The sequence below is a fragment of the Streptomyces sp. NPDC005752 genome, assembly GCF_040630715.1.
Taxonomy (GTDB): domain Bacteria; phylum Actinomycetota; class Actinomycetes; order Streptomycetales; family Streptomycetaceae; genus Streptomyces.
Map to the genome: position 1 here is coordinate 1 of NZ_JBEXYB010000071.1, position 12,957 is coordinate 12,957.

The 12,957-nt window shown below is 69.3% G+C and carries 12 protein-coding genes and 2 pseudogenes; 9 read left to right on the top strand and 5 right to left on the bottom strand.

Going from position 1 to position 12,957, the window contains the following annotated elements; genetic code table 11:
* Nucleotides 1–147: 147 nt before the first annotated feature.
* Nucleotides 148–510, top strand: a complete 363-nt coding sequence (locus ABZ441_RS33055; protein WP_358981054.1) for a hypothetical protein — start codon at nucleotides 148–150, stop codon at nucleotides 508–510.
* Nucleotides 511–615: 105 nt separating this feature from the next.
* On the opposite strand, the gene ABZ441_RS33060 is transcribed toward ABZ441_RS33055, so the two are convergent.
* A complete protein-coding gene (locus ABZ441_RS33060; RefSeq protein WP_358981031.1) occupies nucleotides 616–966 on the bottom strand; it encodes a putative quinol monooxygenase in 351 nt (116 codons plus the stop codon).
* A 159-nt stretch (nucleotides 967–1,125) separates the two neighbouring features.
* Between ABZ441_RS33060 and ABZ441_RS33065 the strand changes: the two genes are divergently transcribed.
* Nucleotides 1,126–1,476, top strand: coding sequence for a MerR family transcriptional regulator (locus ABZ441_RS33065; protein ID WP_358981033.1), 351 nt, complete (start codon nucleotides 1,126–1,128; stop codon nucleotides 1,474–1,476).
* 259 nt (nucleotides 1,477–1,735) lie between these two features.
* On the opposite strand, the gene ABZ441_RS33070 is transcribed toward ABZ441_RS33065, so the two are convergent.
* Nucleotides 1,736–4,366: a Helicase associated domain protein gene (locus ABZ441_RS33070; protein ID WP_358981035.1), complete on the bottom strand. Its 2,631-nt coding sequence runs from the start codon at nucleotides 4,364–4,366 to the stop codon at nucleotides 1,736–1,738.
* Nucleotides 4,367–4,551: 185 nt separating this feature from the next.
* Here ABZ441_RS33070 and ABZ441_RS33075 point away from each other — a divergent pair, with 185 nt between their 5' ends.
* From ABZ441_RS33075 to ABZ441_RS33090, 4 genes and pseudogenes are all read left to right on the top strand, one after another.
* Entirely contained in the window at nucleotides 4,552–6,135 is a 1,584-nt protein-coding gene (locus ABZ441_RS33075) for a helix-turn-helix domain-containing protein (protein ID WP_358981038.1), read from the top strand.
* Nucleotides 6,135–6,710 carry a transcriptional regulator gene (locus tag ABZ441_RS33080; protein ID WP_358981040.1) on the top strand — a complete coding sequence of 192 codons (576 nt, stop codon included), beginning with the start codon at nucleotides 6,135–6,137 and terminating at the stop codon, nucleotides 6,708–6,710. Before ABZ441_RS33075 ends, ABZ441_RS33080 begins: the two co-directional genes overlap by 1 nt.
* 59 nt (nucleotides 6,711–6,769) lie before the next feature.
* Nucleotides 6,770–7,684 (top strand): annotated as a pseudogene (locus ABZ441_RS33085) (IS256 family transposase); the annotation flags it as partial.
* Between the two features lie 453 nt (nucleotides 7,685–8,137).
* Entirely contained in the window at nucleotides 8,138–8,326 is a 189-nt protein-coding gene (locus ABZ441_RS33090) for a DUF6009 family protein (protein WP_358981042.1), read from the top strand.
* 270 nt (nucleotides 8,327–8,596) lie between these two features.
* Here the strand turns inward: ABZ441_RS33090 and ABZ441_RS33095 are convergent, their stop codons facing one another.
* Nucleotides 8,597–8,887 (bottom strand): hypothetical protein, encoded by a 291-nt coding sequence (locus ABZ441_RS33095; protein WP_358981044.1) that lies wholly within the window; start codon nucleotides 8,885–8,887, stop codon nucleotides 8,597–8,599.
* 870 nt (nucleotides 8,888–9,757) lie between these two features.
* Between ABZ441_RS33095 and ABZ441_RS33100 the strand changes: the two genes are divergently transcribed.
* The 3 genes and pseudogenes from ABZ441_RS33100 to ABZ441_RS33110 form a co-directional block, all read left to right on the top strand.
* The gene (locus ABZ441_RS33100; protein ID WP_358981046.1) at nucleotides 9,758–10,759 is read left to right on the top strand and encodes a DUF6192 family protein; all 1,002 of its coding nucleotides are present in this window, start codon (nucleotides 9,758–9,760) and stop codon (nucleotides 10,757–10,759) included.
* A gap of 2 nt (nucleotides 10,760–10,761) precedes the next feature.
* On the top strand, nucleotides 10,762–11,169 hold the full coding sequence (locus ABZ441_RS33105; RefSeq protein ID WP_358981048.1) for a hypothetical protein: 408 nt from the start codon (nucleotides 10,762–10,764) through the stop codon (nucleotides 11,167–11,169).
* A 30-nt stretch (nucleotides 11,170–11,199) separates the two neighbouring features.
* A pseudogene (locus ABZ441_RS33110) lies at nucleotides 11,200–11,961 on the top strand (IS5 family transposase); the annotation flags it as partial.
* A 35-nt stretch (nucleotides 11,962–11,996) separates the two neighbouring features.
* On the opposite strand, the gene ABZ441_RS33115 reads toward ABZ441_RS33110, so the two are convergent.
* On the bottom strand, nucleotides 11,997–12,548 hold the full coding sequence (locus ABZ441_RS33115) for a hypothetical protein (protein WP_358981050.1): 552 nt from the start codon (nucleotides 12,546–12,548) through the stop codon (nucleotides 11,997–11,999).
* Between the two features lie 57 nt (nucleotides 12,549–12,605).
* Nucleotides 12,606–12,848 (bottom strand): hypothetical protein, encoded by a 243-nt coding sequence (locus ABZ441_RS33120; protein ID WP_358981052.1) that lies wholly within the window; start codon nucleotides 12,846–12,848, stop codon nucleotides 12,606–12,608.
* Nucleotides 12,849–12,957 lie beyond the last annotated feature (109 nt).

Here is a 12,957-nt window from a genome sequence, read left to right on the forward strand (position 1 = left end):
AATCCACACCGAACCCGGAAGGCCCTCACCCGTTCAAGATCCCTCAGCCGAGACCTGCATCACCCGTCCACAACCTCCCCGGACAGAACAGCTAGTGCCGGTGCCCTGCGGGCACGGGTGCCCGTTGGGCACGTCATGCGAAAGATCATGTGTGTGGCGGTGTCCGTCATGGTGTGGGGATGTCTGGGCCAGGCGCCCGCGAGCGCGAGCGGGACCGCTGAGGACGGGCCGGTGGATATCGGCGTCATCGGCGAAGGGCTGAAGGTGCACGAGGTGAGGGCGCTCCTGGACGGCTGGCAGGACGGGGCCAGGGCCCGTGTGAGCCTCTGGCAGGGGGGGTCCTACGTCCGGACGGTACGGGGGTGGAAGGCGACCGGTGCCAGGGAGACGCGCGGCCACCGGTTCGAGTACGCGGCCTGGAAGATCAACAAGAGGTTCCCGCACCGTTCGCAGTTGTGTGTGGAGGTCACGGGCCATGACCGGAGGCCGTGCGTGACGATCAAGCGCTGAGCCCCTCACTCGGACGTCGGGGCCGGGATCGTACTCGTGTGGTCCGGGCCGTGGAATCACCTCCGGCTGGCCCCGCGTAGCGCGGGGTCAGCCGTGTGTCGTGGGTCAGGAGAGGGGGTGCAGCCAGTGGGCCTCCAGTTCCCCCTCGACCAGGCCTGCGATGGCGGCGAAGTACGTCTCCATGAAGGGCTGCGAAACGTGCGCCAGCAGGTGGGCGCCGGAGGACCAGCGCTCGTAGAAGGCGAAGGCGCCCGGCTGGTCCGGCGTGGTGTGCACCATGTACTGCTCGCATCCGTCCTCCTTGCGGGTGAGGCCGATGATCGCCTGGATCTCGCCCAGCAGCCGGTCTTCCTCGCCCGCCTTGGCCCGGGCGTATCCATAAACCGCGATCGGCGTGTCCGAGGCGAGGATGGCGGCGGGGATGAGGCCGTCGGGTGCGGTGTCGTCAGTGCTCATGAGGTTCTACTCCGTGATGGTCGGTTCCGCCGGTTTTGATGGCTGGCTGTCGGAGTGTAAAAGTTGACGCTGACGTCAAGGGCAAGTCGGGTGACGAACCCTGGACCGGCCCGGCAACAACCGGGACGCAGCGTCTTGCGGAGCAGAGGGAGCGATGGGATGCGAATCGGCGAGGTGGCATCGGCCGCGGGGGTGAGCACGCGGGCACTGCGCTACTACGAACAGCAGCAGCTCATTGTGTCGAACCGCAGCGCGGGCGGGCAGCGCCTCTACACCCCGGACACGGTGGAGCGGGTGCGGTGGATCCAGCTCCTCTACGCTGCCGGGCTGAGCAGCCGGACGATCGTGGAGTTCCTGCCGTGCGTGCACACCGGTATCGCCGGTCCGGAGATGATTGCCCGGCTTCGCGCGGAGCGGGACCGCCTCGACGATCACATGCGGGACCTTGCCGCCACGCGAGCCCGACTGGACTCTGTCCTCGCCGCCGCCGAGCGGTCTCGTGGTCGATGAAGTCGGCTACCAGCCCCTCGAATGCGCCGAGACCAACCTGGTCTTCTTTGAGACACCTCAACTTCGGGCGGAGCGGGCGCCGCTGGGGTGTGCCTGACCGGTTCCGCTGGCTTGAACCGGTACACAGTTCCCAGAGCGCACGAGGGTGGGAGCGAATTGGGCGGCCGAGACATGGTGGACGTGATCAACCGGGTCGTGAGTCCGCGACGACGGCGCCCGCCCCGGAGGAGATCCGGGGGCGGGCGCCGTCGCTGTGTGTTCAGGCTGCCCAGTCCAGTCCGAGTGCGGCGAGGACGGCGAGTTTGTCTGCGTGGAGCTTGGCCCTGCGGGTCTTGCTGTTCGTGAGAAACACACCGAGCTTGACGGGGTGTTCCTCGCCGTCGATCACGACGTGCTCGATGTGGGCTCGGGGCACGGTGACGCTGCCGGTGCGGGTCTGGTACTGCTCCAGTGCGAGGATCCCGCGCTCGAACGTCCCGGCCGTGGATGGCGTCTTCTTGGCCGGTGCTGCGGGCATGGGCGTCAGCCCCAGTGCCTCCAGCCGCTTCTGCTGCTCGGGCAGCAGCTTGGCCCACACCGCGTGTTCGCGCTGTCGGTTGATCCACGTGCCGACGTCGCAGCCGTGGACGAGGACACCGGGCAGAACCTCGGTCAGCCCGCCTTCCTCGGCCAGGAGGGCGCGGGCGGTGGCGTAGTGGCGCTGCCACTCCACCGACCATCCGGGGTGCCACTCCGGATCGATCGCCTCCAGCGCGGCCCGCCGTTCCCCGGCCCGAACTTCGTCCTTGCCGAGCCCGCCGGCCTTGCGGAGATTGGCGAGCCACTGCCCCACCGCCACCCCCTCGACCACGGCGTCCTTCGGCGCCGCGAGGGTGCCGTGCACCGCGTAGTAGGCGCGGGCCGCGGTGAGGTACTTCCAGAACCCGGCGTCCGCGACCGACCACACCATGCCCAGCTCATTCAGCAGATCAACCCGCCACGCCTTCAACGTGCCGAGCCGGAACGCGCGGCGCTGCTCGCCGACCCATGCGCCCAGCGCATACCTGATGCCGTCCTCCCCGAGCTCCACCGACGCGTCCAACGGCACCTCGGCACTCCGGTGCTCCTCGACCCAGTGGCGCAGGGCGTTGTAGCCGGTGAGCCAGATTTCGGAGTCGGGGTGCAGGATGCGGGTCCGCAGAAACAGGGCGATGGTCCCGGGGTCGCGGGGGAGGGAGAACCGCAGCAGCGGCACGTTGTTGCCCGCGTGCTCCTCCTCGTCCGCGTCGTCCTCGGTGCCGCTCTCGTCCCCGGCGCCGGTTCCGGCCGCGTCGTCCTCGGTCCCGGCCGGGGCCGTGTCGGTCTGCTCCTCCTGGTCCTCGTCGGCGTCGTGCTCCTGGCCGTCGCCGTCGTCGCCTTCCTCGCGGACGGGATCGAGCGCGACGACGGACGTTGCCTGTCCCCGGGCGGTGGTGGTGCCCAGTGTCATGCGTTCGATGACCCGCTCGTCATGGGCCCGCAGGCCTTGGAGCACGGCTACCAGGGGCCGGTAGCTGGGGGACGCCATCATGTCGGACGGGTCCTCTCCGGGCTCCAGGAAGACGGGCACGACGATCCGGGACACCTTGCCCTCCCCGGGGTCCTGGCGCAGGCCCCGCCCGATGACCTGGACGATGTCCACGGGCGAACTGCGGGTGTCGGCGAACACCACGGCCCCCACCCCGCGCTTCCCCCTGATGTCGACGCCTTCACCGAGCACGCGGCAACTGGAGAGCACGTTCAGCTCGGTGACCCACCCCTCCGCGTCGATGCCGTCCGCGAACCTGCCCAGCACGGTCCGGCGGTGCGTGGCCGGGTGTTCCCCGGACAGCCATTCCGCACCGACCCGCCCGGGGTAGGTGACGGGGTCGGTGGCGTGGAGCTCCGCCGCCGTCTCCGGCAGCGCACGGGCAAAAGCCATGGCATCCAGAGTCCGTGAGTGGAACGTCATGAACGACCGCACCCCGGTGGTGTCCGCGTGCTTCAGCAGCGCTTCCTGGAGCGCGGCGAGCCGACGCCCACGCCGCTCCTCCACCGACGCGTCGGGTCCGGGCGCCTGCGGGTCACGGATCTCCAGGACGTCGATCTCGAACCGGGCCAGGACGCCCCGCTCGACGCTTTCCATCAGCCCGAACTCGAACAGCACCGGCCCATAGAGGGATTCGTCGTCCATGGACGCGACCAGACGACCGCCCGTCTCGTCCGCGCCGGCACTCCCGGGGGCTGCCTCCCACAGCCGGGGCGTGGCCGTCATGTACAGCCGTCGCGCCGCAGGCACACGTGCCTGGTCGTGGACGGCGGCCCACGCCTTGCCGAGATCCCCGGAGGTGCGGTGTGCCTCGTCGACGACCAGCAGGTCGAAGGGGCGCATGGTCTGGCCGTAGGAGCCGCGCAGCGCGCGTTCCAGGGCGCCCGGCGCGGCGCCCGTCTCCTCGTCGCCCTGGTCGTCGTCCAGGCCCTGGGGGGAGAGGCTGGCGTACGTCGCGAACACCAGCAGCGGCCCGTCCTGTGCCCCGGCCCATAGGGCGAGTTGGGTGGGGTTGGTCGTGCACCGCACATCGAGCGCTTCCAGCAGCGGATCGGCTCCGAGACTGCACACCGCGACGGCGGGGGCGGTGTGGCCGACCGCTCGCCAGGCTTCCACGGTCTGGGTGAGGAGATCGAGGGTCGGGACCAGGACGCCGACCACGCCCCGGGGGACCATCCGCAGAGCGGCGACGGCCGCTGTGATGGTCTTTCCCGAGCCGGTGGACATGTGGACCTGTCCGCGCTGCCCCGATGCGGGCACGGTGCCGTCGAGGGGGAGGGCCAGGCCCTCGATGATCGAGTCCACGGCCTCGACCTGATGCGGCCGAAGCGAGATCCCCTGCATACCCACCACTCCCTCACTTCCTCACGACCTGCGGATTCTCCGGAGCGCCGGACGGCGCGAGGGCGTTGCCCGCAGTCTCGCCGTTCCGTTGTCCTGATGGTGACCGTAACGCATGCGTCCAACCAGCGTGCAACTATTGCCGAATCTTGCTCTAAAAAACGTCCAACTGCGCTAGGGTTCGGGGTATGACGGAAAAGCTCAGCGTGGAAGCGCTGCTCGAAGAGGCACGTCTGAACGCGTCGATCCCGCCCCCGGCCGAACGCCTGAGACTGCGGGAGGCCGCGAAGCTCTCCCGCGCCCAAGTGGCCGAGACCTGCGACGTCGGACGCTCCACGGTCGCCAACTGGGAGACGGGCCACTCGGAGCCGGCCCCACCCGCCCGACTGCCCTACCTGCGCCTGCTGAAGGGCCTCGCCGAGATCTACCCGCCCGACCCGACACCCGCCCCGGCCCCCGGACCCACCGCGGATCCGGCACCTCACCCCGCCCCCGCCACCGCCCCTGCCTCTGTCCCGGCTGCGTTCACCGCCGCCCCGGAGACGCTGCGCGGTCCGGACGGGCGCGCGATCGAGGGTGACCCCGGCCCCTGCATCCGCTGCGGCATCGAGACGACCTACCAGTCGACGGACGGCCGCCCGCTGCACTCCGGTGCGATGTGCCAGCCCGCAGACCCCGCCGCCCCAGCGGCGCCTGCCCCGGCCTCGCCCGCCGCCACCACACCGGCGCCTGTCTCACCGACCCCGGCCCCCGTGCCGAGCCGGCCGGAGCGCCGTGCCCGCAGCGCGGCCCGTGCCCAGGCCGACACCACGGCCCTGATCGCCCGTGCCGTCCAGGACGAGGCCGAGCGAGCCGGAGGCGACGAGGACGCGTCGCTGAAGGCGCTGATCAAAAGGGCGATCCCCGATGTGATGCACCTGTTCAACGAGACCCGCGCGACGGCCCGTTACGACTACACCGCCTACCCCGCACTACCCGACATCCTGAAGAAGCCCAGCAAGAAGGACCCTGACCAGATCTGGGAGGCCCGCCCCAAGTTCCACCACCCCGGCTACTCCCTGAAGGTCCCCGGGGACGTCAAGGTCACTGCCCTCGACGTGAACGCGGCCTACCTGTCCGCGCTCAAGTGCTGGCTGCCCATCGGGAAGCTGGACCACAGCACCGGTACCGACGGGGTCGACCCGAAGCGATCCGGCGTCCACCTGATCACCCCCGCCGAGTGGACACACCCGCACCTGCCCGACCCGATCGGCGACCGCGACGAGCCCGGCGCTCTCTGGGTCACCAACGCCACCCTGCGCCTGCTGCAACGCCTGTCCGGCCCCAAGTACGGCCTCACCGACGCTCCGGTCATCCACGAGTCGTGGACGTCCGGCGCGACCGAGAACTTCCTCGACGCGCTGCGCAAGCTGCTGTCGGCCGCGCGGGACGAGGCGATCGAGAACAACGACACCTTGACCCTGGAGTACGTCAAAGCGATGTACTCCAAGTTCATCAGCACCATGGGGGAGTCGATCCACAACCGGGAGATGGTCCGCCCCGACTGGATGCACATCATCCACTCCCAGGCCTACGCCAACCTGTGGGGCAAGGCATACAAGGCCAGCCAGGCAGGGCTCGACGTCGTCGCCATGATGGGCACCGACGAACTCCACCTGACGGGCGACTGGCGTAAGGTCTTCCCGGAGGGCCGCGGCGTCTCCCAGATGAAGATCAAGCACGGCGACACCAAAGCATCCGGTGAGTACACCGTCGGACAGGCGGGCCGCTGATGGCCGGGCGCTGGATGGACCTCGGCGCGCTCAACGCCCGGGGCCTGCCCGGAGCGGACGCCCTGGGCGTCGCGATCGAGCGCATGGTGACCGGCATCGCCTCGCCCGCGGACAGCGAACGCGGCCTCGCCGCCCGACTGAACTACCTGACCAAGACGGATGCCGGATACGAGGCCATGGACCGCGCCGGCATCCACGTATCCCCCCGCACCCTCATGGCCTGGCTGGCCGAGGAGCGGATCCCGAACAAGGCGAACCGGTCCCGGCTGGATGCCGCGTACTGGGACCTGCGGCGCCGCAACGTGGCCGCCGACCTGAAGAAGCGGCTCAACAATCACGGCCGTGGGACGCGGGTCGAGATCAACCCCGTCGACCAGACCCGCGTAGAGGGCAGGCATCAGCGTGACCTGTCCAGCCGCAGCCTCAACGTGCGCGGCGTGTGGGACCGCGCCGTCGACGCGTGGATGGAGGACGACTACGACGAACTCGATGCCGTCTGGGACGACATCATCGAGGACCTCGGATCCGAGTACGACGCCTACAGCAACGTCTCCTCGGTCGGCTGGGCCGCCTGAGAATCACGTGAGGCACCAAGCGCACCGCCCCTGGCACTGGACCGACTCGGTTCAGCTCAGTCCTGCCCCTGCTCTACCTCATCGGACTGTCGTCCGGCGACTTCGTGCCCGCGATGGAACAGTTCCTGGGCTCCTCGGCCGGCCTCTCACCGGCGACGGTGACCCGGCTGACGAAGCAGCGGAGCGACGACCACAACGCCTTCCAGGTTCGCGACCTATCGGATTGCGACTACGTCTATGTGTGGGCCGACGGCGTCCACCCCAAGGTCCGCCTCGGCCAGGCCCACTCCTGCGTCCTGGTCCTGATGGGTGTCCGCTCCGACGGCCGCAAGGAACTCGTGGCGCTGGCCGAGGGCCTGCGTGAGTCGACCGAATCGTGGGCGGACTTGCTGCGTGACTGCCGCCGACGCGGCATGCGCGATCCCGAACTCGTCGTCGGCGATGGCACGATGGGCCTATGGTGGGCCCTCGCAGAGGTCTTTCCGCAGGCCAAGCACCAGAGGTGCTGGGTTCACCAGGTCCGTAACGTCATGAACGCACTTCCGAAGTCGGCGCAGCCCGGCGCGAAGAAAGCCTTGCAGGAGATCTACAACGCCGAGGACCGCGACCACGCCGAGAAGGCGATCAAGGACTTCGAACGCGCCTACGGAGCGAAGTGGCCGAAAGCGACCAGGAAGATGACCGACGAGCCCGACGAGCTCCTCGCGTTCTACGACTTCCCCGCCGAGCACTGGGTGCACCTGCGCACGACGAATCCAATCGAGAGCACTTTCAGCACCGTGAAGCTGAGGACCAAGGTCACCCGCGGGGCCGGCAGCCCGGCCGCTGCCCTGGCGATGGTGTTCAAGCTCGTCGAGTCCGCCCAAGCCCGCTGGCGCGCAATCACCGCACCCCACCTCGTCGCCTTCGTCCGCAACGGCACCCGCTTCAAGAACGGTCACCTCGTCGAACCCTCCGAAGCGGGGGTCGCCTGATGACACCGCGAGACGAATGCCGCTACCCCAAGCTCCTGCAGGTTCCCCAGGTGGCAGACGATGCCTGGTTGTCCCAGCCCGAGGCCGCCCGGCAACTGGGCATCGCCCTCTTCCGTGTCGGCGCACTCATTGCCTCCGGCCACCTGGCGCCAGCGGAGAACTCGGCCGGGGCGGCGGGCGTCACGAACACCAGCGGTCAACGGCAGGCCGAACGCGACGCCAAGCGCGCCGGCAGACGCATCGGCTGCCGAGAACCGCACGCAGTGCGAGGTCGTGACCGAGGCCGGGAATGTCGTGTTCACCTCCGCCCAGCGCGGCGACGGTGAAGACCGTCGCGAAGCGGTACCCGGACAGCGAGGTCCGGGAGAAGGCCGAGGCGGGGGTGGCCATCAAGTAGGTCGCCCGCGCGTGGTCCGCCGATACTTCTCGGCCAGTGCGGCAAGGAGTATCGGCGTGGCCGACTGCTGTGGATCTCGGCGGCCCACCCTTGGCGGCACCTCGGAGATTGCCCGCCAGCCAGGACGGCAGAGCTCAGCCGCTCCGGGCGAAGCGGTCGACCCCCGGACGATCGAGCCGCGCCGGGTGGGGGAGACGGCCCCGCGCTCACAGGGGAAGCTGCGAAGCGAGATAGTGCCCTCCTGACGCCCTACCCGTCCGGGGCCCGACCATGTGGAGAGACACGCCCCGCTGACCACGTGGGGACGTGCACGATGAGGTGTTCCACGACTTCTCAGCGGCCGCCGCACGGGTCGTCGTCCGCGGACACCGGCTCGGTGTCTGCTGCCAGGCAGGAGGAGTACACCCGCGGCGGGGTGGGTCGCGGCCCCGGTTCCGACCTGCCGCACCCGGCCATGACCACCCAGGCGCCGATGAGGGCAAGCCCGGCCGTGGCGGCGACCCAGGTACGGCGGCTCACTGGTCGCCGCGGAAGTGGTGACGGAGTTCGTCACGGCAGTCGTTTCCGGCACCGACCTGGACTCGCGAGAAGGTCAACACGGTGTCGTTGCCTTCCTCCTTGGACTTCGCCAACTGCGTCTCGATGTCCGCGATGCGCTCGGCGCACTCGGCGCTGACGGGCTCTTCGGTCTTCGGGTCCGGTGACGAGGAGACGTTCAAGCCGGCGGTGGCTGCGAGGCCCGCCACGCACAGCACCGCCCAGGTGGCCACCCACGCGCGGCGGCTCATCCGTGTCGGCTCAGGCATTCAGGCATCCTACAAGCGCCGTTGCGGGCCGGCGAGATCACCCGCTGTTGTCGGCCACGGTGGTCCAGCGCGGATCGACGTGGCCCAGCCACGCGTCTTGATCGTCGGCGAGCGGTTGCTTCAGGGGACTGCTCACTGTGCGGATCACGTCTGCACGTCGACTGGTCCCTGGGCCACATCGATCCGCGCCGACAGCGGACTCCTGACCGAGGCCACTGAACTCTGGGCCTGCACACCCGACTGTCGCTGACCAGGCGCGACCACCGGGCGCGTTCTCGATCTGTCAGTAGGTGGAGCAGGGCGATTGCAAAGTCTGATGATCTTGGATCGATGCCGGTCAGCTGAGTCCGAGGAGGGTCAGTGGCCGCTCGAAGGGGGGCCGGCGGTACTGCCGGGAGTGTGGTGACCCGCTCGCGTCGTTGATGGCGGCGGAGGCGGTGTTCTGTTCGGGTCGGTGCAGGTCGCGCCGGTGGCGAAGGATTCAGCGGGCCCGGCAGCGCGTGTCGCGATACAGCGGGGCGAGCAGGCGGAGTGTCCGGTTTGTGGGCGGAGTTGGACGGTGGGGGTCGAGCGGTCGCGGTCGGCCGTCTACTGTTCGTCGCGGTGCCGGGTGAGGGCATGCCGTCAGCGGGCGGCGTCACGGAACGGTGTTGCGGAAACGCCGTAGCCGAACGCCTCGCCGTCACTACCGGCCACGGCCGTTGTTCACCGGCTCCAAGCGGCTGTCGATGGTGGCTTCGAGCGCCCCCGTTTCGCGCTCTGCCCCGTCGGGCCGAGGCCCGTCACGGTGGAGTGACCTGGGCCGGAGCCTCCCCCAATATCGGTCAGCATCAGTGACCGAGCCCGGCCCGGGGTGAGGTGGTGGTCATCGTGCCGGAGCGGGTCGGGAACGTCACCAGGTCGCGTTACGAGCAGCTCGTCGCCGAAGCGCGAGAGCTGATCGCGCAGGTTTCGAGGGCTCAGTTCTCGTTGGGTGACAAGGCGCTGGAGATCGAGCCGATGCGGCCGGTGGGCGGGTCGATGCCGAACGGCACCGATGACCTGTTCACGGTCGAGGAGTCGCTCGTGCTGTTCGCCGACGACATCGGGGTCGCGAAGTCCACGGTGGAGGACTGGCGGTGGACCGCGTCCCGCTGGCCGGCGGCGAAGCGGAAGGACGACGTGTCGTTCACGGTCCACCGGATCCTAGCGTCGGTCTCGGACGAGGCCGAGCGGTGGGCGGCGATCGAGGACGCGCCGTTCAACCAGCGGGCCGGTCGTCGCGGGTGGACCCCGGACGCGGCGAAGCGCCTGGTGGGCCAGCGGGTGGAGCGGCCGGTCACGGTCGAGGAGAAGGTGCAGGCCGCGGCCGACCTGACCAGGGACGAGGAAGTCGCCGCGATCGTCACGGCCGACCTTCTGCGCCGGCCAACGGCCACGGCCCAGCTCCCGCCGGCCGAGCGGGTCCGCGTGGTCCAGGAGCTGACCCGGGACGACGAGGTTGCCAAGACGGTGACCGCGGACCTGCTGCGCCGCCCAGCGGTCGCGAGGGAGACGATGCGGGACGACACGGCCCGGTTCCTGGTCAACCGGGCCCAGTTCGACAACTCGGCCCAGGCCCGGGAGACGGTCCGCGAACGCACCCCGGCCGTGAGGAAGATCGAGCACACCATCGAGTACCTCGACCTGGTCGGGTCCTGCCACCAGTACGTCGCCACGCTCGGCCGGCTTGTCCCGCGGCTTCGGGGTCAGGAGTTCCCCGAGGACGAGCGGGAGACCGTCCGCCGCGGGATCGCGAAGGTGAGGGCGGCGGCCGAGTGGCTGGAGGCGGCGATCGACAACGGCGAGTTCACCCTGGACGAGCAGCTCGCCAAGCTCCTCAAGGGCGAGTGACCGTGGCCCGCCAGGCCCGGCCGCTCGCCGAGCACTACGGCGACCTGGTCCGCGTCTCTCTGATGGAAGCCCGCCCCGCCGGCCTTCGGACCAGACAGCTCGTCGCCGCGACCCGTTTGACGAAGTCGCAGGTCGCGAGGGGGGTCCGGCACCTGCGGGACGTCGGCGCGGCCGAACACCTCACCCCGATCATCTGGCGGCGCCGGGACGGCTACATGTTCTCCGAGGACCCGGCGGACTGGATCGAGTACGAGAAGAAGCAGTTCCGACAGATCCTCGGCCGGCTCACCCGGATGATCACGGGGACGCTCGACCCGCACCTGGCCCGCTACCCCGACGACGAATGGGCCCAGCTCGCCGCCGCCCAGCACCCCGGCGTCCGCGCGACGCTCGCCCAGCTCACCCGATAGTCGCCCTCGAACTCCTTGCCGAGCCACGTGATGCCCGCTTCCTCGCACCGCCGCAGCCGCTACCCCTCCGACACCACTATCGCCGAGTGGGCGCTGCTCGAACCCCTCCTGCCGGTGCCGGCCTGCCAGACCAGGACGGGCGGGCATCCGGAGAAGTGGCCGCGGCGGGACATTGCCGACGCGATCCGCTACATCGTCGACAACGGGGCGAAGTGGCGGGCGCTGCCTGCGGATTTCCCGCCGTGGGAGACGTGTTACGGGTTCTTCTGGCGGTGGAACCGGGCCGGGGTGGTGGCCTTCATCCGCGATCAGCTGCGGCGGCGGATCCGCACCGGCGAGGGCCGCTGCCCGCACCCGGTCACGCTGATCGTCGACTCCCAGAGCGTGAAGGGCTCCTCCACCGTCGACAGCAAAACCCGCGGCTATGACGCGGGGAAGAAGATCAACGGCCGCAAGAGACACATCGCGGTCGACACGCTCGGCCTGCCCGTGATGATCACGGTGACGCCCGCGAGCATGACCGACCGCGACGCCGCCCGTGAACTCCTCTGGCGCCTGCGCCTCACCCAGCCGCAGATCATCCAGGTCTGGGCCGACTCCGCATACGCCGGACAGCTCGTGACCTGGGCCGACGACCGACTCTGGATAACCCTGCGGACCGTATCCCGCCCCCGCGGCACGAAGGGATTCGTCGTCCTGCCCCGCCGCTGGAAAGTCGAGCGCACGATCGGCTGGGTCATGAACGCCCGCCGCAACGCCCGCGACTACGAACGCCTCCCCCAGCACTCCGAATTCTCTGAACTAAACTAGGCCTGGCTGCTTGCCGCTCAGGGAGTGCCCGTCGACATGTCGATGGCTGCTGCGAAGGCCGCCAGGGTAGTGAAGTCGTCGTTCCGCAGACCGATCCGCGGATTGACGTTATGGAGCAAGGCGGGTGCGCGGTGGTTGGCAGCCACGTGTGCATGATCCGCGTCGCCCTGTTCGTCGTCCACCCAGGCGAACGGTCGGCCGTTGGCGTACTCCACCAACGGCTCGGACTTCCAATGAACGCCATCAGGGCGCTCGTTGAGCAGAGCGTTACCGAAGTCGACGAACGGTAGTTCAGGCAGACCGAGCACAGGCCCGATCCACTTGTTCGCGTCACTCATCCAGGTTGTGGCCCAGCAAATCTCGTAGCCGAGAGCCAGCAGCGCCCGCCCGTGATCGGGGTTGAGCCATACCCGCAGTGGCCTCCTGGTCCGCAGCCTCCCAGGCTCCCCAGTTGCCCCGCTCTCCTGTGGGACGCGGAGGGTGGTGTAGCCCTCGGGGCGCTTCTCAGGCTTTGCCGCATACGGATTCAGGGGTCCGTCGACATCGAGGAACAGCAACGGCCGACCCATGACACCCCCCCCGAATTTTCGCTCCCGATCTACGGAGTCGCCGAAGCATATCCGTCTTCATGTATCGCTGGCGCGTCCGGTGATCTGGGTGAAGCCGGGCATCCCCAGATCGACCGCTGTGGCCGTGCGGGCTATGGCGACGTCCATCTGGGCGAGCTTCTCCTCGGCGCCGGCGAGGCTGGTTTCGAGGCCTTCGACTTCGCCGATCCAGCCTTCCCGCTTGGCTTCGGCGATACGGTCGATGAGGTTGTCTCGGATCTCGACCAGCCGGGGCCGCTCGGCGGGGTCAGGCCGGAGCATGGCGCATCTCAAACTGGGCTTGATCCGCTTTGACGGACATTCGAGATCTGGGGTTCAGCCCCGGGAGGATGTCCATCATGGAGAGTATGGGGAAGAAGAAGCCTCGCCG

Bases quoted from the DNA above. Each gene is read 5' to 3' on its own strand.
- ABZ441_RS33065 (WP_358981033.1), top strand. From the start codon at position 1,126: ATGCGAATCGGCGAGGTGGCATCGGCCGCGGGGGTGAGCACGCGGGCA.
- ABZ441_RS33070 (WP_358981035.1), bottom strand. From the start codon at position 4,366: ATGCAGGGGATCTCGCTTCGGCCGCATCAGGTCGAGGCCGTGGACTCG.
- ABZ441_RS33120 (WP_358981052.1), bottom strand. From the start codon at position 12,848: ATGCTCCGGCCTGACCCCGCCGAGCGGCCCCGGCTGGTCGAGATCCGA.
- ABZ441_RS33075 (WP_358981038.1), top strand. From the start codon at position 4,552: ATGACGGAAAAGCTCAGCGTGGAAGCGCTGCTCGAAGAGGCACGTCTG.
- ABZ441_RS33080 (WP_358981040.1), top strand. From the start codon at position 6,135: ATGGCCGGGCGCTGGATGGACCTCGGCGCGCTCAACGCCCGGGGCCTG.
- ABZ441_RS33060 (WP_358981031.1), bottom strand. From the start codon at position 966: ATGAGCACTGACGACACCGCACCCGACGGCCTCATCCCCGCCGCCATC.
- ABZ441_RS33055 (WP_358981054.1), top strand. From the start codon at position 148: ATGTGTGTGGCGGTGTCCGTCATGGTGTGGGGATGTCTGGGCCAGGCG.
- ABZ441_RS33095 (WP_358981044.1), bottom strand. From the start codon at position 8,887: ATGCCTGAGCCGACACGGATGAGCCGCCGCGCGTGGGTGGCCACCTGG.
- ABZ441_RS33115 (WP_358981050.1), bottom strand. From the start codon at position 12,548: ATGGGTCGGCCGTTGCTGTTCCTCGATGTCGACGGACCCCTGAATCCG.